The 19,154-nt window shown below is 65.2% G+C and carries 21 protein-coding genes; 17 read left to right on the top strand and 4 right to left on the bottom strand.

What is annotated here, in order from left to right:
* Nucleotides 1–29 precede the first annotated feature (29 nt).
* From K420_RS0110775 to bioD, 7 genes are read left to right on the top strand one after another with little or no spacing between them, the layout of a single operon-like run.
* Complete coding sequence (locus tag K420_RS0110775) at nucleotides 30–1,208, top strand: DUF2863 family protein (RefSeq protein WP_027458068.1); 1,179 nt, start codon at nucleotides 30–32, stop codon at nucleotides 1,206–1,208.
* On the top strand, nucleotides 1,208–2,551 hold the full coding sequence (gene bioA / locus K420_RS0110770; protein ID WP_027458067.1) for an adenosylmethionine--8-amino-7-oxononanoate transaminase: 1,344 nt from the start codon (nucleotides 1,208–1,210) through the stop codon (nucleotides 2,549–2,551). Before K420_RS0110775 ends, bioA begins: the two co-directional genes overlap by 1 nt.
* A gap of 11 nt (nucleotides 2,552–2,562) precedes the next feature.
* Nucleotides 2,563–3,663, top strand: a complete 1,101-nt coding sequence (locus tag K420_RS0110765) for an FUSC family protein (protein WP_232422763.1) — start codon at nucleotides 2,563–2,565, stop codon at nucleotides 3,661–3,663.
* Nucleotides 3,664–3,671: 8 nt separating this feature from the next.
* Nucleotides 3,672–4,841 carry an 8-amino-7-oxononanoate synthase gene (gene bioF / locus K420_RS0110760; protein ID WP_035855845.1) on the top strand — a complete coding sequence of 390 codons (1,170 nt, stop codon included), beginning with the start codon at nucleotides 3,672–3,674 and terminating at the stop codon, nucleotides 4,839–4,841.
* Entirely contained in the window at nucleotides 4,838–5,551 is a 714-nt protein-coding gene (locus K420_RS18750) for an alpha/beta fold hydrolase (RefSeq protein ID WP_051453079.1), read from the top strand. Before bioF ends, K420_RS18750 begins: the two co-directional genes overlap by 4 nt.
* A complete protein-coding gene (gene bioC / locus K420_RS0110750; RefSeq protein WP_027458064.1) occupies nucleotides 5,544–6,305 on the top strand; it encodes a malonyl-ACP O-methyltransferase BioC in 762 nt (253 codons plus the stop codon). Before K420_RS18750 ends, bioC begins: the two co-directional genes overlap by 8 nt.
* Nucleotides 6,302–6,967, top strand: a complete 666-nt coding sequence (gene bioD, locus K420_RS0110745; protein ID WP_027458063.1) for a dethiobiotin synthase — start codon at nucleotides 6,302–6,304, stop codon at nucleotides 6,965–6,967. Before bioC ends, bioD begins: the two co-directional genes overlap by 4 nt.
* Here the strand turns inward: bioD and K420_RS0110740 are convergent.
* Nucleotides 6,953–7,291, bottom strand: a complete 339-nt coding sequence (locus K420_RS0110740) for an Hpt domain-containing protein (protein ID WP_027458062.1) — start codon at nucleotides 7,289–7,291, stop codon at nucleotides 6,953–6,955. The genes bioD and K420_RS0110740 overlap by 15 nt on opposite strands.
* A 53-nt stretch (nucleotides 7,292–7,344) precedes the next feature.
* Nucleotides 7,345–8,397, bottom strand: a complete 1,053-nt coding sequence (locus K420_RS0110735) for an HD domain-containing phosphohydrolase (RefSeq protein ID WP_027458061.1) — start codon at nucleotides 8,395–8,397, stop codon at nucleotides 7,345–7,347.
* A 52-nt stretch (nucleotides 8,398–8,449) separates the two neighbouring features.
* Here K420_RS0110735 and K420_RS0110730 point away from each other — a divergent pair, with 52 nt between their 5' ends.
* The 6 genes from K420_RS0110730 to nosD all read left to right on the top strand — a co-directional run bounded on the left by K420_RS0110730 (nucleotide 8,450) and on the right by nosD (nucleotide 13,114).
* Nucleotides 8,450–9,055, top strand: a complete 606-nt coding sequence (locus tag K420_RS0110730; protein WP_027458060.1) for a septation protein A — start codon at nucleotides 8,450–8,452, stop codon at nucleotides 9,053–9,055.
* Nucleotides 9,055–9,357: a YciI family protein gene (locus tag K420_RS0110725; protein ID WP_027458059.1), complete on the top strand. Its 303-nt coding sequence runs from the start codon at nucleotides 9,055–9,057 to the stop codon at nucleotides 9,355–9,357. The genes K420_RS0110730 and K420_RS0110725 overlap by 1 nt, the downstream gene beginning before the upstream one ends.
* Nucleotides 9,354–9,626, top strand: coding sequence for a BolA family protein (locus K420_RS0110720; protein WP_027458058.1), 273 nt, complete (start codon nucleotides 9,354–9,356; stop codon nucleotides 9,624–9,626). The genes K420_RS0110725 and K420_RS0110720 overlap by 4 nt, the downstream gene beginning before the upstream one ends.
* A 33-nt stretch (nucleotides 9,627–9,659) precedes the next feature.
* Complete coding sequence (locus K420_RS0110715; protein ID WP_027458057.1) at nucleotides 9,660–10,451, top strand: peptidylprolyl isomerase; 792 nt, start codon at nucleotides 9,660–9,662, stop codon at nucleotides 10,449–10,451.
* An 88-nt stretch (nucleotides 10,452–10,539) separates the two neighbouring features.
* On the top strand, nucleotides 10,540–11,823 hold the full coding sequence (locus tag K420_RS0110710) for an EAL and HDOD domain-containing protein (RefSeq protein ID WP_027458056.1): 1,284 nt from the start codon (nucleotides 10,540–10,542) through the stop codon (nucleotides 11,821–11,823).
* Between the two features lie 85 nt (nucleotides 11,824–11,908).
* On the top strand, nucleotides 11,909–13,114 hold the full coding sequence (nosD, locus tag K420_RS0110705) for a nitrous oxide reductase family maturation protein NosD (protein ID WP_035854738.1): 1,206 nt from the start codon (nucleotides 11,909–11,911) through the stop codon (nucleotides 13,112–13,114).
* 14 nt (nucleotides 13,115–13,128) lie between these two features.
* Here nosD and K420_RS0110700 read toward each other — a convergent pair whose 3' ends face one another.
* Entirely contained in the window at nucleotides 13,129–13,974 is an 846-nt protein-coding gene (locus K420_RS0110700) for an HDOD domain-containing protein (protein ID WP_027458054.1), read from the bottom strand.
* Nucleotides 13,975–14,082: 108 nt separating this feature from the next.
* Complete coding sequence (locus tag K420_RS0110695; RefSeq protein ID WP_027458053.1) at nucleotides 14,083–15,024, bottom strand: CysB family HTH-type transcriptional regulator; 942 nt, start codon at nucleotides 15,022–15,024, stop codon at nucleotides 14,083–14,085.
* A gap of 128 nt (nucleotides 15,025–15,152) precedes the next feature.
* Between K420_RS0110695 and K420_RS0110690 the strand changes: the two genes are divergently transcribed.
* From K420_RS0110690 to K420_RS0110675, 4 genes are read left to right on the top strand one after another with little or no spacing between them, the layout of a single operon-like run.
* Nucleotides 15,153–15,929: a sulfite exporter TauE/SafE family protein gene (locus tag K420_RS0110690; RefSeq protein ID WP_027458052.1), complete on the top strand. Its 777-nt coding sequence runs from the start codon at nucleotides 15,153–15,155 to the stop codon at nucleotides 15,927–15,929.
* Between the two features lie 21 nt (nucleotides 15,930–15,950).
* Nucleotides 15,951–17,639: a nitrite/sulfite reductase gene (locus tag K420_RS0110685; RefSeq protein ID WP_027458051.1), complete on the top strand. Its 1,689-nt coding sequence runs from the start codon at nucleotides 15,951–15,953 to the stop codon at nucleotides 17,637–17,639.
* Nucleotides 17,639–18,151 carry a DUF934 domain-containing protein gene (locus tag K420_RS0110680; RefSeq protein ID WP_027458050.1) on the top strand — a complete coding sequence of 171 codons (513 nt, stop codon included), beginning with the start codon at nucleotides 17,639–17,641 and terminating at the stop codon, nucleotides 18,149–18,151. Before K420_RS0110685 ends, K420_RS0110680 begins: the two co-directional genes overlap by 1 nt.
* A gap of 3 nt (nucleotides 18,152–18,154) precedes the next feature.
* Nucleotides 18,155–18,880, top strand: a complete 726-nt coding sequence (locus tag K420_RS0110675; RefSeq protein WP_027458049.1) for a phosphoadenylyl-sulfate reductase — start codon at nucleotides 18,155–18,157, stop codon at nucleotides 18,878–18,880.
* The last annotated feature ends 274 nt before the right edge of the window (nucleotides 18,881–19,154 follow it).

Here is a 19,154-nt window from a genome sequence, read left to right as displayed (position 1 = left end):
ATCCTCTTTTTGGTTTTTCTGGATCATCGATGAAACGCACCCGCTTTGGTTCGCGCGACCGTCTCTCCCGCGAAGCGGCCGAACTGCAACGCCTCGCCACCGGCCTCTCCGAATCCGGCGGCAAGCTGGAGGACAGCTTCTGGGAAAGCCAGCTGGCCGATGCCGTCGACGGACTGCTCCGCCATGGCGCCGAGGACGACATCAACACCGCCCTCGACCGCCTGTTCGAAGCCAATCCGCGGGCGCACGACGAACTGGCCGACATGGTCGAATCGCGTGCCGAAAGCAACCAGGTCGAGGTGCAGGGGCAGATCTTCGACATCCAGCTCTTCGCCGCGCCCGTCCTGGCCTGGTCGCGTTTCTCGATCCCCGCCTGTTCGCTGCCCAAGAGCACCTTACAGGCACTCGCCGTGCAACTGGGCGCCCATGTTTTCGGCGCCGACACCCGCCTGGCGATGGCCGATTTCCTGTTCAGCCCCGATCAGCTGCCACGCAGCTTCTGCGACACCTGGCAACTGACCAAGCAACTCGGCGAAGCCGCCCTGGCCGACAAGCACCTGGGCATCGATGCCAGCACCATGCCGGAAACCAATCGGTTCCTGTCCGACGTGCGCTACCTGGTCGGCACCATCGCCGTGCCGCGCGGCAAGCCGCTGTTCCGCTGGAATGAAGCCGATGGTGGCAACAAGGAAACCGCGCTCAAGGAATGGATCAAGCAAGGCAGCCCCAGCCTGGAGCCGCTGCTCACCGGCTGCGCCTGGCAGCCGCTGCTGGCTGATGCCTACCACGCTGCCTGCCGCAACGCCGACCGCCTGTCGCGTCCCTATTCCCTGAAGGCTTCCGTCGCCTTCCTGCAAACCATGCTCGGCCTGATGCCGGCCGATATCCGCGCCGTCGTCGGCCCCTGCTACGACCGCCGCATGGAGGAATACCGCGTCAGCCTCGGCCCGAAGAGTGGCGAAGAGGTCTACCACGGCATCGTCTGGCCGCTGCTCGGCACCGAGGACGAGGCGACCGATGCCGCCGGCGAGATCGAGGCCGTGCTGCGTGAAACCGGCGTCAAGGAAGTGCTCTTCCTCGACCATCATTTCCCGATGGAATTCTGCGACGACTGCGGCGCCCCGCTCTTCCCGAACCGCGAGGGCGAGCTGGTGCATGCCGAGATGCCGGAACAGCCGAACGCCGCCGGTTCGCAGATCCTGCACTGATGCGCACGTCGTCGAACGAAGACTGGCTGGCGCGCAGCCAGGCGGCTGTCTGGCACCCCTGCACGCAGATGCAGCATCACGCCCGGCCCGGCGCCCCCGCCTACCTGCCGCTGGTCCCCATCGCCCGCGGCGAAGGTGCCTGGCTGCATGATTTCGACGGCAACCGTTACCTCGACGGCATCAGTTCGTGGTGGACCAACCTGTTCGGCCATGCCAACCCGCGCATCAACGCGGCGCTGCGCGAACAGCTCGACACCCTGGAACACGTCATGCTCGCCGGCTTCACGCACCAGCCGGTGGTCGAACTCTCCGAACGTCTCTCCGTCCTGACCGGCGGCGCGCTCGGCCATGCCTTCTACGCCTCGGACGGCGCCTCGGCCACCGAGATCGCGCTGAAGATGAGCTTCCACTACTGGCGCAACATCGGCCGCCCGGAGAAATCCGAGTTCCTCTGCCTGGCCGGCAGCTACCACGGCGAAACGGTCGGCGCGCTGGCCGTCACCGACGTCGCCATCTTCAAGGACGCCTACGCGCCGCTGGTCCGCGCCGCGGCGCACGTGCTGCCCTCGCCCGACTTCCGCCAGGCCGAAGCGGGTGAAACCCCGGCCGACGTGGCCCGCCGCGCCGCCGCCGGGCTGGAAAACTGGCTGCAACAGCACGGCGAGCGCACCGCCGCGCTGATCGTTGAGCCGCTGGTGCAGGGCGCCGCCGGCATGGCGATGTACGACCCGGAATACCTGCGCCTCGCCCGCCAGCTGTGCGACCGCTACGAAGTGCATCTGGTCTGTGATGAAATCGCCGTCGGCTGCGGCCGTACCGGAACCTTCTTCGCCCACGAACAAGCGGACATCCGGCCCGACCTGATGTGCCTGTCGAAAGGCATTTCGGGCGGCTACCTGCCGCTCTCCATCGTGCTGTGCAGCGACACGATCTACGCCGCCTTCCTCGACGATTCGGTCGCCCGCGCCTTCCTGCATTCGCACAGCTATACCGGCAACCCGCTGGCCTGCCGGGCGGCGCTGGCAACCCTCGACATTTTCGAACAGGACGACGTGATCGCCGCCAACCGGGCCAAGGCCCAGGCCATCGGCGCCGCCCTCGCGCCACTCGCCGACCACCCACAGGTCAAGCACTTGCGCCAGCGTGGCATGATCGCCGCCTTCGACGTCGCCACCGACGCCCCGTACTTCTCCCGCCAGTTCTACCGCGCTGCGCTCGATCGTGGCGCGCTAATCCGCCCGATCGGCAACACGGTTTACGTCATGCCGCCCTACATCGTCAGCGACGAGGAAATCGCCTTGCTCGGCCAGACCATCGCCGCCGCCCTGACGGCCTCCTTGTAAGAAGCGCCATCGTGGCCGGAGCAGCCCAACTGATCAGCTGGCTACGCGCCGAATGGGGCAGCCTGACCCGCTTCAACCGCAGCGACCGCCGCTGGCCGATGCCCTTTGCCGCCGCGCTCTCCTCCGGTCTGCCACTGCTGGTCGGCGCTTCCTTCAGCCATCTCGACTACGGCCTGATCTCCTCGCTGGGCGGCATGCTCTTCCTCTACCTGCCGGAAACGCCGATGTACCACCGCATGGTGGTGCTGCTCGCCTGCGCCTTTGCGCTGATCGCCAGTTACGCCGCCGGTGTGATCAGCCAGCTCTACCCGCCGGCCACCATCCCGGCGCTGACCATAACAGCCATCCTGGTCACCATGGTCAGCCGCTACTATTGCATGCCGCCGCCGGGCAGCTTTTTTTTCGTCATGGCGGCCTCGATCGGTGCCCACACCCCGGGCGGCATCCTCGACGTGCCGCTCAAGGTCGGCCTGCTGACCATGGGCTGCCTGCTCGCCAGCCTGATCGCCTTCCTCTACAGCCTGATCACGCTGCGCCGCCAGCCCCCCCGGCCAATTCCGCCCTTGCCGGCCCCCACCTTCGATTTCGTCGTATTCGACGCGGTGATCATCGGCCTTTTCGTCGGCATCGCCCTCGCCCTCGCGCATGCCCTGCAACTCGTCCAGCCCTACTGGGTGCCGGTCAGCTGCCTGGCCGTGCTCCAGGGCATGACTCTGCGCGCCGTGTGGACCAAGCAGATCCACCGCATCGTCGGCACCGCCATCGGCCTGCTGCTGGCCTGGGGCGTGCTGCTCCTGCCCCTCAGTGCGTGGACGATCCCGCTGGTCATGATCGCGCTGGCCTTCTGCATCGAAATGCTGATTGTCCGCCATTACGCGCTGGCGGCCATCTTCATCACACCGCTGACCATTTTGCTGGTCGAAGCCGCCACCCTCGGCCAAACCAGCCCGGCGCCGCTGATCGCAGCGCGCTTCTGGGACACCGTCCTCGGCTGCCTAGTCGGCCTGCTCGGCGGCGTCTGCCTGCATAGCCCGCGCTTCCGCGCCACCGTCAGCCCGCTGATCCGCCGCCTGCTGCCGACCGGCCTGACCTCGACCCCACCCGTCCCATGATCGCCGCCATGTCCGAATCCGCGCTCCCTGCCCAACTCGCTGCCGAACTGGCCGACATCGCCGCCGCCGGCCTGACCCGCCGCCGCCGCGTGCTGGATTCGCCGGCCGACCGCATCGCCCGGGTGGACGGCAAGGCAATGCTCAATTTCGCCAGCAACGACTACCTCGGCCTGGCCGGCAACGCCGACATCGCCCGGGCACTGGCGGATGGCGCGCTCCAGTGGGGGGCCGGCAGCGGCGCCTCGCATCTGGTCAGCGGCCACCTGACGCCGCATGAGCGACTGGAAACCGAGATCGCCGCCTTCACCGGTTTCGAGCGAGCGCTGACCTTCTCCACCGGCTACCTCGCCAACCTCGCCGTCACCCCGACGCTGGCCGGCCGTGGTGCTGCCGTCTTCGCCGACAAGCTGAACCACGCCTCGTTGATTGACGCCATGCAACTGGCCAAGGCCAACGGCGCCGACGTGCAGCGCTATCCGCACAACGACGTCGCCGCACTGGAACGCCTGCTGGCGGCCAGCACGGCGGCGCGCAAGCTCATCGTCACCGACGCCGTGTTCAGCATGGATGGCGACCTCGCGCCGTTGCCGCTGATGTTCGCACTGGCCGAGCGCTACGATGCCTGGCTGGTGATCGACGATGCCCACGGTTTCGGCGTCCTCGGCCCGCATGGCGCGGGCAGCCTGGCCCACTTCAACCTGCCCGCCTCGCCGCGCATCCTGCTCATGGGCACGCTCGGCAAGGCCGCCGGCGTCGGCGGCGCCTTCGTCGCCGGCTCGGCAACGGCCATCGAATACCTGCTGCAGAAAGGTCGCAGCTACATCTTCACCACCGCCGCCCCGCCGGCCATCGCCTGTGCGCTGTCAAAAAGCCTGCACATCATGCGCAGTGGCGATGCCCTGCGTGCGAACCTGATGGCCCGTATCGCCCAGTTGCGCGACGGCCTGGCCGGCAAGCCCCTGCTCCCCTCGGCCACCGCCATCCAGCCTTACATCGTCGGCGACAACGAAGCCGCTGTCGCCCTGTCCAAGGCGCTCTGGGAACGCAGCCTGTGGGTGCCAGCCATTCGCCCGCCCACCGTCCCCAAAGGCACGGCGCGCCTGCGTATTTCCGTCTCGGCTGCCCACACCGCTGCCGACATCGACCAACTCCTTTCCGCCCTGAAGGAACTCGCATGACCGCTCCCTTCGTCTTCCTGCCCGGCTGGTGCGTCGGCCGTACCCCGGTCAACGCCGCCGTCTCCGCCCTGAACGGCAGCATCATCGACCTGCCCGGCTACGGCAGCGAGCCGCTGATCGCCGACTTCGACGCCGCCGTCGACGCCATCGCCGCCCGCCTGCAACCCGGCACCGCGCTGGGTGGCTGGTCGCTCGGCGCCCAGTTGGCGCTGGCTGTCGCCGCCCGCCATCCGGCCAAGGTGGGCAAACTGCTGCTCGTCGCCGGCACCACCAGCTTTGTTCAGCGCGACGGTTGGCCGTACGCCATGCCGCCAAACATGCTGGCCGAATTCACCGCCGGCATCGCGGCCGATGTCGAGGCCATGCTGCCCCGCTTCGTCGGCGGCTTCAATCGCGGCGATGCCCGTGCCAAGAGCGTGACGGCCGAGTTGCTGCAACTGGCCGACCCGCGCCCGAGCGGCGAGGTGCTGGCCACCGGCCTGCGCTGGCTGCGCGATGTCGACCTGCGCTCCGATGCCCCCAGGGTAGCCTGCCCGACCTTGCTCGTGCATGGTGCGGCCGACCCGCTGATGCCGCTCGGTGCCGCCGAAGCGCTCGCCGCACTGATCCCTGGCGCCCAACTTGCCGTGTTCGACGACTGTGCGCACGCGCCCTTCCTTTCCCGCCCGGATGACTTCATCGCCCGGGCCCGCGACTTCCTGCATGACTAGACCGAGCAAGGCGCGCATCCGGCAATCCTTCGAGCGCGCCGCCCCGACCTACGACAGCGCGGCCAGCGTGCAGCGCCGCATCTGCCACGACCTGATCGACCGCCTGCCGGCCCTGCCGGTCGGCCGGCTGCTCGATGCCGGCTGCGGCACCGGCTACGCCCTGCCCTTGCTGCGCCAGCGCTTTCCTGAAGCGCAGATCGTCGGTCTCGACCTCTCGCCGGCCATGCTGCACCACGTATCCACCCCCTGCTGCCGCGTCGCCGCCGACCTCGAACACCTGCCGCTGGCCACCGCCAGCATCGACCTGTACTGGACCAGCCTGGCCGTCCAGTGGTGCGACCTGCCGGCCGCCCTGGGCGAAGCCCGCCGCCTGCTGCGCCCGGGTGGCGTCCTGGCCCTGGCCAGCCTCGGCCCGGCCACTTTTCACGAACTGCGCCAGGCCTTCGCCGGTGTCGACGAATACCGCCACACCCTGGCTTTTCACACGACCGACGACATCCGCAGCATGGCCGAAACGGCCGGATTCGCCGACCACACGCTGGCCGCCCACCGCCAGGTCGCCCACTACGCCGATTTCAAATCGCTGCTTCGCGCCGTCAAGGCCGTCGGTGCCAACCAGGTCGGCGACGGCCGGCGCACCAGCCTGATGAGCCGCCACACCTTCCAGCAGGCCGAGGCTGCCTACGAAGCCCAGCGCACGCCAGACGGCCTGCCGCTGACCTACGACGTCATCACCCTGATCGCCCGCCCATGAGCCCCGCCTATTTCCTGACTGGTACCGATACCGAAATCGGCAAGACCTTCATCACCTGCGCCCTGCTCCACCGCGCCCGCCGCAATGGATTGCGCGCCGCCGGCCTCAAGCCGGTCGCCGCCGGCACCGACGCCAGCGGGCTGAACGAGGATGTCGAGAACATCCGCGCCGCCAGCAGCATCGACCTGCCACGCCACCTGATCAACCCGTATTGTTTCGCTCCGGCCATCGCACCGCATATCGCCGCTGCCGAAGCTGGCGTGACCATCGACTTGGCGCCGATCCGCGCCGCCTGTGAGACGGCACGTCAGCAGGCCGATCTGGTCATTGTCGAAGGCGTCGGCGGCTTTTGCGTACCGCTTGGCGAAAACCAGGGCAGCGACGACCTGGCGGTCACCCTCGGCCTGCCGGTGATTCTGGTCGTCGGCATGCGCCTGGGCTGCATCAGCCACGCCCTGCTCACGGCGGAGGCCATTGCCGCCCGCGGCCTGCCGCTGGCCGGCTGGGTAGCCAACCGGATCGACCCCGCCATGTCGCGTTTCGAGGAAAACCTGGCGACGCTCCAGTCCCGCCTGGCTGCGCCGCTGCTCGGCGTCGTACCGCACGCACCGGCAGGCGGCGCATCCGGGGCGGCCGACTTCCTGCGTCTACCCGGCGCGTAGCACGGCTGCCACTTCGCGCAAGCGGCTCTGCAATTCGGTCACGGCGTCGCCCAGACCAGCCAGTTCGCCGGCCTGTGCCGCTTTCTCGACCCGGTGCGCCTCGGCTGCACCGGGTTCGTCCGAGAAGGTGGCGAGCAGGCCCTTGATCGTGTGCGCCTCGCGCTGCAGCACCTTCCCGTCATCTGCGGCATAAGCGGCAGCGAGGGCGGCGCAGTTGTTTTCGATGTCGGCGAGATACATGCTCACCATCACGGCGTAGATCTCCTCGTCGCCGCCGAGGCGTTCAAGGATGGACGCCTTGTTCAATACGAAAGCTGCAGCCATTCCCTTCTCCATTGCGCCGGCACCACCCGACCGGGCAGCCCGCCGGCATGTACTCAAATTTGCGGAATTTCCTCGTCGCGGAAACGCTGGCGAATTTCCAGGACATCTTCCCAGCCGGCCAGGAAGGCTTCGACACACAGCGGATCGAAATGCTTGCCGCGGCCATCCTCCAGGAAGCGGCAGGCATCGTCCAGCGTCCAGGCCCGCTTGTAGGGACGCTCCGAGGTCAGGGCATCGAAGACATCGGCGACCGCGACGATCCGTCCGAGTTGTGGAATCTGCGTGCCTTTCAGGCCCTTGGGATAGCCCGAGCCATCGTATTTCTCGTGATGCGACAGCGCCACCTCGGCCCCCGCCCTCAGTATTTCGGAACCGCTGTCCTTGAGCAGTTCATGACCGAGCCGGGCGTGCCCCTTCATCACCTCGAACTCTTCCGGCGTCAGCTTGCCCGGTTTGAGCAGGATGTAATCGGGGATGCCGATCTTGCCCACGTCGTGCATCGGTGCCGCTTCCAGAACCAGCTTTTCCATCGCCGGGCCAAGATCGAGGCCATGCGCGATGACCTGCGAGTAATGCGCCATGCGCTGGATGTGGGCGCCGGTTTCCGGGTCGCGGAACTCGGCCGCCCGCGACATGCGGAAAATCAGTTCCTTCTCGCGCTCGCGAATCTCGCTGGTCCGGGCATCGACCAGCTCGGCCAGATGCGCGGCCCGGTCGGCGAGAAATTTCTGGCCGATACGCAGCGACAGCATGTTGCGCACGCGCGCCCCGAATTCGACCCGGTCGATCGGCTTGGTCAGGTAATCGTTGGCGCCACCGAGCAAGGCCTCGTAGCGAACATCCCGCTGGTCATTGGCAGTGATCATCAAGACCGGGATTTCATTGCGGCCATGCAAGGCACGGAAGGCCGCGATGAATTTGAGGCCGTCCATGTCCGGCATCATGTAATCGACAATGACCAGGTCCGGCTCGTTGCTGCGGCACCACTCGAGCGCCGCCAACGGCTTGTCGAACAGCACGGGGTTGCATTCGCCCAGTTTCAGCACGAGGGCTTTGATCAGGGTCAGATTGATGTCGCTGTCATCGATGATCAGGACCGTATGCATGGATTTTCCGGCTTGCTGGAGGCGATTGGCCCGGAGTATATAATGCGGCGCCATGAAACTGCTCTTCGACCTTTTCCCCGTCATCCTCTTTTTCGGCGCCTTCAAGTACGCCGAAAAGAATCCTGAAACGGCCGCCGCCTGGGTCGCCTCGCTGCTCGGTTCGGCCGTGGTCGACGTCAAGCAGGCGCCGATCCTGCTCGCCACCGTCGTCGTCATCGCCGCGACGATTGCCCAGATCGCCTGGGTGCATTTCCGCCACGGCAAGGTGGACAAGATGCTGTGGATCAGCCTGGGGCTGGTCGTCGTCTTCGGCGGCATGACCCTGGCGTTCCAGAACGAAGCCTTCATCAAATGGAAGCCGACCATCCTCTACTGGGTGTTCGCCATCAGCCTGGGATTCAGCGCGCTGGTCATGAAGAAGAATCCGATGAAGGCCATGCTCGGCGAGCAGCTGACGCTGCCCGAGCCGGTCTGGGGCAAGGTCACCCTGTCGTGGATCGCCTTCTTCGCCGTGATGGGCGTACTCAACCTGCTCGTCGCCTTCAATTTCCCGACCGACACCTGGGTCAATTTCAAACTGTTCGGCGGCATGGGCCTGATGCTCGTCTTCGTACTCGGCCAGGGCCTGCTGCTCTCCAAATACATCGAGGAAAAATGATGCTTTACGCCTTTATCGCCGAAGACCGCGTCGGCACGCTCGACCAACGCCTGGCCGCCCGCCCCGCCCACCTGGCGCGCCTCCAAGCCCTGCAGGCCGAAGGCCGCCTGGTCATCGCCGGCCCCTGCCCGGCCATCGACTCGCCCGATCCTGGCCCGGCGGGCTTCTCGGGCAGCCTGATCATCGCCGAATTCCCCTCGCTGGAAGCCGCCCGCGCCTGGGCGGATGCCGACCCGTACATCGCCGCCGGCGTTTACGAAAAGGTCACCGTCAAGCCATTCAAGAAGGCACTGCCGGCGTGAGCGCCGATATCGTCGAAGAACTGCGCGCCCGCCTGACGGCCGCCCTGCAACCGGAGGCGCTGGCCATCCGTGACGACTCGCACCTGCATGCCGGCCATGCCGGCGCCCGGGGCGGCGGCGGCCATTACCATGTCGACATCGTGGCCGCCACGTTCGCCGGAAAAAACACCGTCGCCCGCCATCGCCTGATTTATGATGCGGCGGGTGACCTGATGCGCGGCCCGGTCCATGCGCTCAGCATCTGCGCGGAAGTACCGGGCGCAGTATAATTTTCGAGTTGTTCTCCAACCAAGGATAGATACATGCACAAGCTCTCCCGTCTGGCCGCCCTGCTCGTCGCTGGCGCCATCGTCTCCGCCCCGGCCTTCGCTGCCGAAAAGGGCAAGGCCTTCGCCACCGTGAACGGCCAGCCGATTTCGCAAACCGTCTATAACGCCTTCGTCGCCGAGCAGAAGGCCCAAGGCGCGCCGGATTCGCCGGAACTGCAGGCTGCCGTCAAGGAAGAACTGGTACGCCGCGAGATTCTCGCCCAGGAAGCCAAGAAGAAAGGCCTGGACAAGAACCCGAACATCCAGGGCCAGATCGAGCTGGCCAAGCAGGCCGTGCTGATCCGCGCCTTCCTGTCCGAGCACGTCAAGGCCAACCCGATCAGCGAAGCACAGCTGAAGGCCGAGTACGACGTAATCAAGAACAACCTGGGCAGCACCGAATACAAGTCCCGTCACATCCTGGTCGAGAAGGAAGAGGACGCCAAGGCGATCATCGCCAAGCTGGACAAGGGCGAGAAGTTCTCCGAACTGGCCAAGCAGTCGAAGGACCCCGGCTCCAAGGACAAGGGCGGCGAACTGGGCTGGAGCTCCCCGGCCGCCTACGTCAAGCCGTTCGGCGAAGCGCTGACCAAGCTGAAGAAGGGTGAATACACCAAGGCTCCGGTGCAATCGGACTTCGGTTACCACGTCATCCAGCTCGACGACTCCCGCCCGTCCAACCCGCCGCCGTTCGACCAGGTCAAGCCGCAGCTGCAGCAGCGTGCCAGCCAGCAGCAGATCGAAACGTTGGTCAAGGAATTGCGCGGCAAGGCCAAGGTCGACTAAAGCCGGACCCCGCATGCGAAAATGGCCGCCCTCGGGTGGCCGGAGAATGCCCACCGCTGGTGGGCATTTTGTTTTGGGGGATAGCGTCATGTTCAGTAGCCTGAAAAATCTGTTCGGCAAATCGGCGAATGACGGAGCCGACAGCGCGCCAGCCGCAAGCAGCCGCGCCATTCCCTTCCTCGGCCGGGAGCCGGTTTTCGACCGGAACGGGCGGATCGCCGGGCATCTGTTCCGGCTGCCGGCATCGAACACGGTGGAGGACCCCGACCGTCTCCTGCTCCATGCGCTGGTGGCCAGCCGCGCCGACTTGCAGCAAAGCCCGGCCTTCGTTCCGATCAGTTCGGCCAGCCTCGATGCACCGGAACTCGACCGCCTGCCGGGCGGCCAAATCGTCCTCCTCCTGCGCCTGGCACCCGATGCCGAGGCCGGCAGCATCGGCGATGACATGGCCCGCCTGCGGGAACGCGAGTACCGGTTCGGCGTTTTCCGCCAGCCGAGGAACCCGGCCTTCGCCAAGGTAATCCAGCAAGTCGATTACGCCGCCATCGACATTGCCGGTAGCGAACCCAACTCGGTCCGCGATTTTTCGTCTGCCGTGCGTGCCGGCGTCCAGGGCGACCCGATCCAGCTGTTTGCCTGCAACATCGACACCCTGGACGAACATCAGCTTTGCCTGCAATGGCATTTCGACTACTGCCATGGCCACTTCGTCGACCATGCGGCAATCGCCAGCAGCGCGCCGGCCGGCGATCCGCACAAGACGCAACTGCTCAACCTGCTGCACCTGGTCCAGGGCGATGCCGATACGGCGGAACTGGCCAAGGCGATGCGCCTCGACCCAGTACTCAGCTTCCGCATCCTGCGCTACCTGAATTCGCCCGCCCTGGCCCTGACCCGCCGCATCGACTCGCTGGAGCAGGCGGTGACCATCCTCGGCCGCCAGAAACTGGCCCGCTGGCTCGCCGTGCTGCTCTTCTCGGTGCGCGAGCCGCAGCTGAGCGACTGGCTGCTGATCGAAAACGCGCTAACCCGCGGCCGCCTGATGGAAGTGCTCGGCGCGCAGAGCCTGCCCGGAGGGCACCATGACCCGCTCTTCCTGACCGGCATCTTTTCCTGCCTCGACCGCCTGCTGCGCCGGCCGCTGGCCGACATCCTGCAGGCCATGCCGGTTGCCGACGCCATCCGCCAGGCACTGCTCGAACACCAAGGCCCCTACGCCTCGCTGCTCGCCGTCGCCGAAGCGAGCGAGGCGACCGACCAGAACAGGATGGCCGAGGCAGCCCGCCAGGCTGGTGTCGATGCGGAAAGCGTCAATCGTGCATTGCTGGCCGCCACGGCCTGGGCCAGCGAGATGACCGAATACTGGGAATGAACGCCGCTCGCCACCCGCTTCGTTTGGTGAAAACTTGATTCAGGTCGCGGCAAATCCCCGGCCTGCATGGCTAAATCGCGATTCCATGCGCCCCCTGCTTCTCTTTGTCCTCCCCCTCCTGCTCACCTTTGAGGCCTTCGCCAACCAGCCCCTGCAGGCCTGGCTCGACACCGCCCTGCCGGGCAGCGTGTTGCGCCTGCCGCCCGGCACCTATCGCGGCCCGGCGATCATCGACAAGCCGCTGACCCTGGAGGGCAACAGCAAGGTCGTCGTCGATGCCGGCGGGCAGGGCACGGTGCTCACCATCAAGGCCGACAACGTGACGGTACGCGGCCTGACCCTGCGCAACAGCGGCGACTCGCACGACAAGCTGGACGGCGGCATCATGGGCGAGGGCAAGGGGCTGCTGATCGAAAACAACGTACTGGAAGACGTGCTGTTCGGTATTTCGCTGCACAAGACGACCGACAGCGTGGTGCGCCGCAACCATATCCGCTCGCGGGCCGTCGATTCCGCCGACCGGGGTGACGGCATCCGCCTGTGGTACAGCACCGGCAACCGCTTCGAGCATAACGACATCGCGCAGATTCGCGATATCACGGTGAGCAATTCACCGCGCAACCGCTTCACCGGCAATCTCATCCGCGACAGTCGGCGCGCCTTCAATTTCCTGTTCTCGCACCGCAGCATCGTCGAGAACAACCGGCTGGAGAAGAACTCGACCGGCGTCATCGCCCTCAACTCGGAGGGGCTGATCATCCGCCACAACCACATCCTGCACGCCATGGACGCCTCGGGCGCCGGCGTGGCCCTCAAGGAAACGTCGGCCGCGCTGGTCCTCGGCAACGAAATCATCCATTGCGCCCACGGCATCATGGCCGATTCGCCGATGAACCCGCTCAACCGCATCGTCTTCATCGACAACGTCATCGCCCACAACATCACCGGCATCTATTTCTACGGCGCCAAGGGCGGCCACATCGCGATCAACAACACCTTCAAGAGCAACCTCTGGCCGGTCACCGCGGTCGGCGATGGCGATCCGGAAAACGACGTCTGGTGGGGCAACAGCTGGGACAACTACGAGGGTTTCGACCTGGATGGCGACGGCTTCGGCGACAAGCCGCACGAACTGCACGCCTACGCCGACCGGATCTGGCTGGAAACGCCGAGCGCGGCGTTCTTCCGCAATTCACCGGTACTCGAACTGCTTGATTTCCTCGAACGGCTGGCGCCGTTCTCCTCTCCGACCCTGATCCTGCGCGACACGGCACCCCGCCTGCGCAAGTAGTGCCGCTCGGAAAATCAGTCGAGCCAGTCCCGGAGGTCGTCGATCAGATCATCAATCGCGCCCAGCGAGAGATTGAAGTAAGCACAGGTAGCAGGCGCTGCCTTGGCCCACTCCTGCTCGCCGTCGCCGCTGCTATGCAGGCGGATGACGTGTTCGGCGAGGACGCAAATGCCGATCAGGGCCCGCGCGGTTTCCGAAATCAGCCCCGACTTGCTCAGCACGCTGTAGTCGTGATGGTAGAGCACGCCTTCGGCGATGAAATCCGGCAGTTGCCAGCGGCGAGCGAGGAAGTAGCCGACGACGGCATGGTTGGTACCGAGCAAGCCATCCTCGACATCGGTAAATAGCCGGTCTTCAGCTTGGTTGGCCTGGGCCAGGACTTCCTTGGTCTGCCGGAAACGCTTGACGAGGAGCGGAATGCCGCAATCGTGGAAGAGGCCGAAGGTGTAAGCGACATCCGGCCGGGCGCAGCGCAGGCGCCGGGCCAGTTCGGCCGAGATGCGCGCCGTCTGGGCCGAACTCTCCCAGAAACGCTCCATCGAGAAATCCTGCCCACCGGTCAACGCGACCCGCAGGAGATGGCCGACGATCAGGTTGAAGACGCTCTGCAGGCCGAGAACCTGGATCGCCTGCATGACCGAATCAAGTTGCTTGCCCGTGGAGAAGGCTGGTGAATTGGCGATCAGCATGACGTGGCCGGACAAGGCGACGTCCTGGGTGATCAGGCGGGCGACCTCGCGCTGATCGCAATGCGCCTTGCGCAGTTCGGCATCGAGTTCGACCAGGATGGCCGGGCAAGGGGGAATATCCACCCCGTTCAACATGCCGAGCAATAGTTTTTCTTCGGGGACAGGATTCATTCGTGCGGTTCGTGAAGCAAGCGGTTGGAAGGACGACTCAATGACATTCGCTTAAACTATCAAAAGCCATAATAACCGCAAGCGCACGGCGGCAAAATATCACAAAGGTCATAGCTGATATTCGTCACCACCACCCTGCATGGCCATCTCGACGACCCGCTTCGAGAGATGCGGGGCGAACAGGGCAATCAGGTCGTAGTCGTAGCGACGCAGGTAGGTACCGCGCCGTACCGCCAGGCGCGTCGTGTTCGACTCGAAGAGGTGGCCGGCATCGATCGCCACCAGCCCGGCATCACGCTGCGGGTCCACCGCCAGCGCGGAAATGATGCCCAGGCCGAGGCCCAGGCTGACATAGGTCTTGATCACGTCGGCGTCGAGGGCGGTCAGTGCGACATTGGGCTGCACGCCGACCCGCTCGAAGGCCCGGTTGATGCGCGAGCGCCCGGTGAAGGCCGTGTCGTAGGTGATCAGCGGCCACTTGGCGAGTTCATTCAGCGACAGTGGCTGGGCAGCGAGCAGGGGATGCCCTTCCGGCACGATCACGCAGTGCGTCCATTGCCGCACCGGCAGGGTGATCAGTTGCGGGTACTGGTCGATCGCCTCGGTGGCGATACCGATGTCGGCCTCACCGCTGACCACCCATTCGGCGATCTGCGTCGGGCTGCCCTGGTGCATTTCCAGCTTGACCGAGGGGTGGCGGGCGACGAAATCGCGCACGACCAGCGGCAGCGCATAGCGCGCCTGGGTATGGGTGGCGGCCAGCACCAGCCGGCCGGTGTCGCCGGAAGCAAACTCGGCGCTCGCCCGCTTCAGGTTCTCCGCCTCGCGCAGGATGCGCTCGGCAATGCCCAGCACGACCTTGCCCGGCTCGGTCACACCGGTGAAGCGCTTGCCGCTGCGCTCGAAAATGGCGATACCAAGTTCGTCCTCGAGCAGCTTGACCTGTTTGGAGATACCCGGCTGCGAGGTATAGAGCGTTTCCGCCGCCTCGGAGACGTTCAGCCCCTGGCGCTGGATTTCGACGATGTAACGTAGTTGCTGGAGTTTCATGGCAGTCGTTAGGTGCTCGTTAATAGCTGAGGGCAGTCGCTAGCAACCAGCGACTAATAACCAAAAGCTATACCAATCTAACCCAATATTCTTTTTGATTCAAATAGGCGCTGCTACGATGCGCCCCCATGGACTACCTCTATACCCTTTCCGGTTTTGCCGTGGGCACCATCGTCGGTCTGACAGGCGTCGGCGGCGGCTCGCTGATGACGCCGCTGCTCGTCCTGCTGTTCGGCGTGCATCCGGCCACGGCCGTCGGCACCGACCTGCTCTACGCAGCGCTGACCAAGGCCGGCGGCACCGTCGCCCATGGCCGCAAGGGACATATCGACTGGTCCATCACCGGCCGCCTGGCGCTGGGCAGCATCCCGGCTGCCGTGATCACCATCGGGGTGCTGTCGCAACTGCCCAAAGGGAGCAATGCCATCGGCGCCATCGTTTCGCACGGCCTGGGTTTCGCGCTGCTGCTCACCGCCATCGCCATCCTGTTCGGCCGCAAGCTGCGGGAATACGCCGGCAAACACGAGGATTCGGCGCTGCGCCAGTGCTGCCTGCCCAAGATCACCATCGCCGTCGGCGCCCTGCTCGGCGTGCTGGTCACCATTTCCTCGGTCGGCGCTGGCGCCTTGGGTGTCGCGGCGCTGTTTTTCCTTTACCCAAAACTTTCGCCGGTCAAGATTGTCGGATCGGATGTCGCCCACGCCGTACCGTTGACGCTGGTCGCCGGCCTTGGCCACTGGCTGCTCGGCGGTGTCGACTGGGCCTTGCTCGGCGCCCTGCTGATCGGCTCGCTGCCCGGCATCTGGCTCGGCAGCCACCTGTCCGCCAAGGTGCCGGAACACATCCTGCGCCGCCTGCTGGCCTCCATGCTTGCCCTGATCGGCAGCAAGTTGGTCTTTGCCTGATTTACCCCAGAAGAGAACGCCATGTATAAATACGATGCCATCGACCGCCAGTTGCTCGACGAACGCGTCGCCCAGTTCCGCGACCAGGTTCGCCGCTGGAAAGCCGGCGAATTGAGCGACGACGAATTTCGCCCGCTGCGCGTGCAGAACGGCCTCTACATCCAGCGCCATGCGCCGATGTACCGGATCGCCGTCCCCTACGGCATGTTGAATTCGGCCCAGTTGCGCCGCCTGGCGCATATCGCCCGGACTTACGACCGCGGCTACGGCCACTTCACCACCCGCCACAACATGCAGTTCAACTGGCCGAAGATCGAGGATTGCCCGGACATCATGGCCGAACTGGCCGAGGTCGAGATGCACTCGATCCAGACGTCTGGCAACGACATCCGCAATATCACGACCGACCAGTTCGCCGGCGTGGCGCCCGACGAGATCATCGACCCGCGTCCGCTGGCCGAGATCGTTCGCCAGTGGAGCATGTTCCATCCGGAATTCTATTTCCTGCCCCGCAAGTTCAAGATTGCCATTTCAGGCAGCCTGGACGACCGTGCCGTGACCTGGTTCCACGATATCGGCCTGCATTTGAAAGTGGTCGATGGTGAGATCGGCTTCACCGTCATTGTCGGCGGCGGCCTGGGCCGGACGCCGATCCGCGGCCAGGTGATCCGCGAATTCCTGCCCTGGCAGCATCTGCTGAGCTATTGCGAGGCGATTCTGCGCGTCTATAACCGCTTCGGCCGGCGCGACAATGCCTTCAAGGCGCGCATCAAGATCCTCGTTCAGGCACTGGGCATCGAGGCTTTCGGCGAGCAGGTCGAGGCCGAATGGAGCCACCTGAAAGACGGTCCGTTGACGCTGACCCAGGCCGAATACGACCGGATTGCCGCGCATTTCGCCCCCCCCGCCTACGATACCGCGGCCGGCAGCGGCGATTTCGCTGAAAAACGGGCGGCCGACAAGGCCTTCGCCCGCTGGGTCGAGCGCAACACGCATCCGCACAAGGTGGCCGGCTACCGTGCGGTGACGCTATCGCTGAAGCCGCATGGAGTCGCACCGGGCGACATCACCGACCAGCAGCTGGACCTCGTCGCCGATCTGGCCGACCGATACAGCTTTGGCGAAGCGCGGGTCAGCCACGAGCAGAACCTGATTCTCGCCGACGTCCGGGAAGCCGATCTCCATGCCGTCTGGCTGGAGGCCAAAAAGGCCGGCCTGGCGACGCCGAACATCGGTCTGTTGACCGGCATCATCTGCTGCCCCGGCGGTGACGTTTGCGATCTCGCCAATGCCAAATCGATTCCCATCGCCAAGGCTATTCAAAAACGCTTCGACAATCTCGATTACCTTTTCGACATTGGCGACATCGAACTGAACATCTCCGGCTGCATGAACGCCTGCGGCCACCATCACGTCGGCCATATCGGCATTCTCGGCATCGATCGCAACGACGCAGAGTTCTATCAGGTGACGCTCGGTGGCCGCCAGGGCAACGACGCGCGTCTGGGCAAGGTCATCGGCCCCTCGTTCTCGGCCGAAGAAATGCCGGACGTCGTCGAGAAAATCATCGGTGTCTATCTGGAGAGCCGCCACGCGGACGAATGCTTCCTGGACACCTTCGATCGCATCGGCATCGACCCGTTCAAGAACCGCGTCTATGAAGGCCGCGCCCACGGCCAGGCCAAGAATACGGAAAGGAGGGCTGCCTAATGGCCCAGTTGATCAAGGACAAGCAAATCGTCGCCGACACCTGGCTGACCCTGGAACTCGGTGAAAACGACACGGCGGAAAGCATTGCCCTGCCGGCCGGCGACGTCATTTTCCCCTTCGCCGTCTGGCAGGCTCGCAAGGACGAGATTCTCGCCCGGGGCGGCAAGATCGGCCTGCTGATCAAGGGCGAGGACCTCGTCGAGGAAGTTGCCGCCGATATCGCACACTTCGCCGTCATCGCCGTCAATTTCCCCAAATTCGTCGATGGCCGCGGCTACTCGACGGCCAGCCTGCTGCGCCAGCGCTATGGCTACACCGGCGAACTGCGCGCGGTCGGCGACATCCTGCACGACCAGTTGTTCTACCTGACGCGCGTCGGCTTCGACGCCTACGCACTGCGGGACGACAAGAGCGCGGCCTACGCCATCGAAAAGGGTTTTTCGGTCTTCAGCGATGCCTACCAGCCCTCGACCACCCAACCGCAACCACTTTTCCGCCGCCGCAGCGCCTGAACCATGACGCCGAACCTGCTCAACATCACGCCGGAACTGACCGCCAGCGTCGCTGCCAAGACCCAGGCCGTCAATGCCCTGCTGGCTGACATCGCCGCCCACTGGTCACCGGCCACCTTCGCCAACAGCCTTGGCGCCGAGGACATGGTGCTGACCGACCTGATCGTCAAGGCCAAGCTGCCAATCGAGATCTTCAGCCTCGACACCGGCCGCCTGCCGCTCGAGACCTATGACCTGATGGCGGCCGTGCAAAAGCACTACGGCCTGAAACTGAAGGTCTTTTTCCCGCAACCCGAAGAAGTCGAAAGCTACGTCCGCCAGCACGGCATCAATGCCTTCTACGACTCCGTCACGCTGCGCAAAGCCTGCTGCTACGCCCGCAAGGTCGAGCCCCTCCAGCGCGCCCTGGCCGGCAAGCGCGCCTGGATCACCGGCCTGCGCGCCCAGCAGGCCACCACCCGCACCGGCCTGCCCTTCCGCGAATACGACGAAGGCAACGGCCTGGAGAAATTCAATCCGCTGTCGGATTGGACCGAAAAGGAAGTCTGGACCTACATCAAGCAGCACGCCGTGCCCTACAACGCACTGCACGACAAGTTCTACCCGAGCATCGGCTGTGCGCCCTGCACACGTGCCATTTCGCCGGGCGAGGATGTCCGGGCCGGCCGCTGGTGGTGGGAAAATGCCGACACTAAAGAATGTGGCCTTCACCTGAAGGCCACCTCGTAAGTCGGCAGTTCGTCGCAGGCTAACTCGCGAAGCGATGTTAAGCCGCGCAGCGGCGGCCGGAGACAAAACCCCGACACTAAAGAATGTGGCCTTCACCTGAAGGCCTGAGGCACCCCTCCACTACGGAAACCCAGCCCTGCGCTGGGTTTTCTTTTTGGAAGGCATGGTGCGGGCGTCACGAAACCGATTTACCATGCGAAGGACATGAACGGTTTTCAGCGCCAGGCGATTGAAGGCCGGAGTACATAAAAACCCACAGAAGCCCGCCCCCAAC

The organism is Dechloromonas agitata is5, from assembly GCF_000519045.1.
Classification (GTDB): domain Bacteria; phylum Pseudomonadota; class Gammaproteobacteria; order Burkholderiales; family Rhodocyclaceae; genus Azonexus; species Azonexus agitatus.
This window is presented reverse-complemented; position numbering and strand designations above follow the sequence as displayed.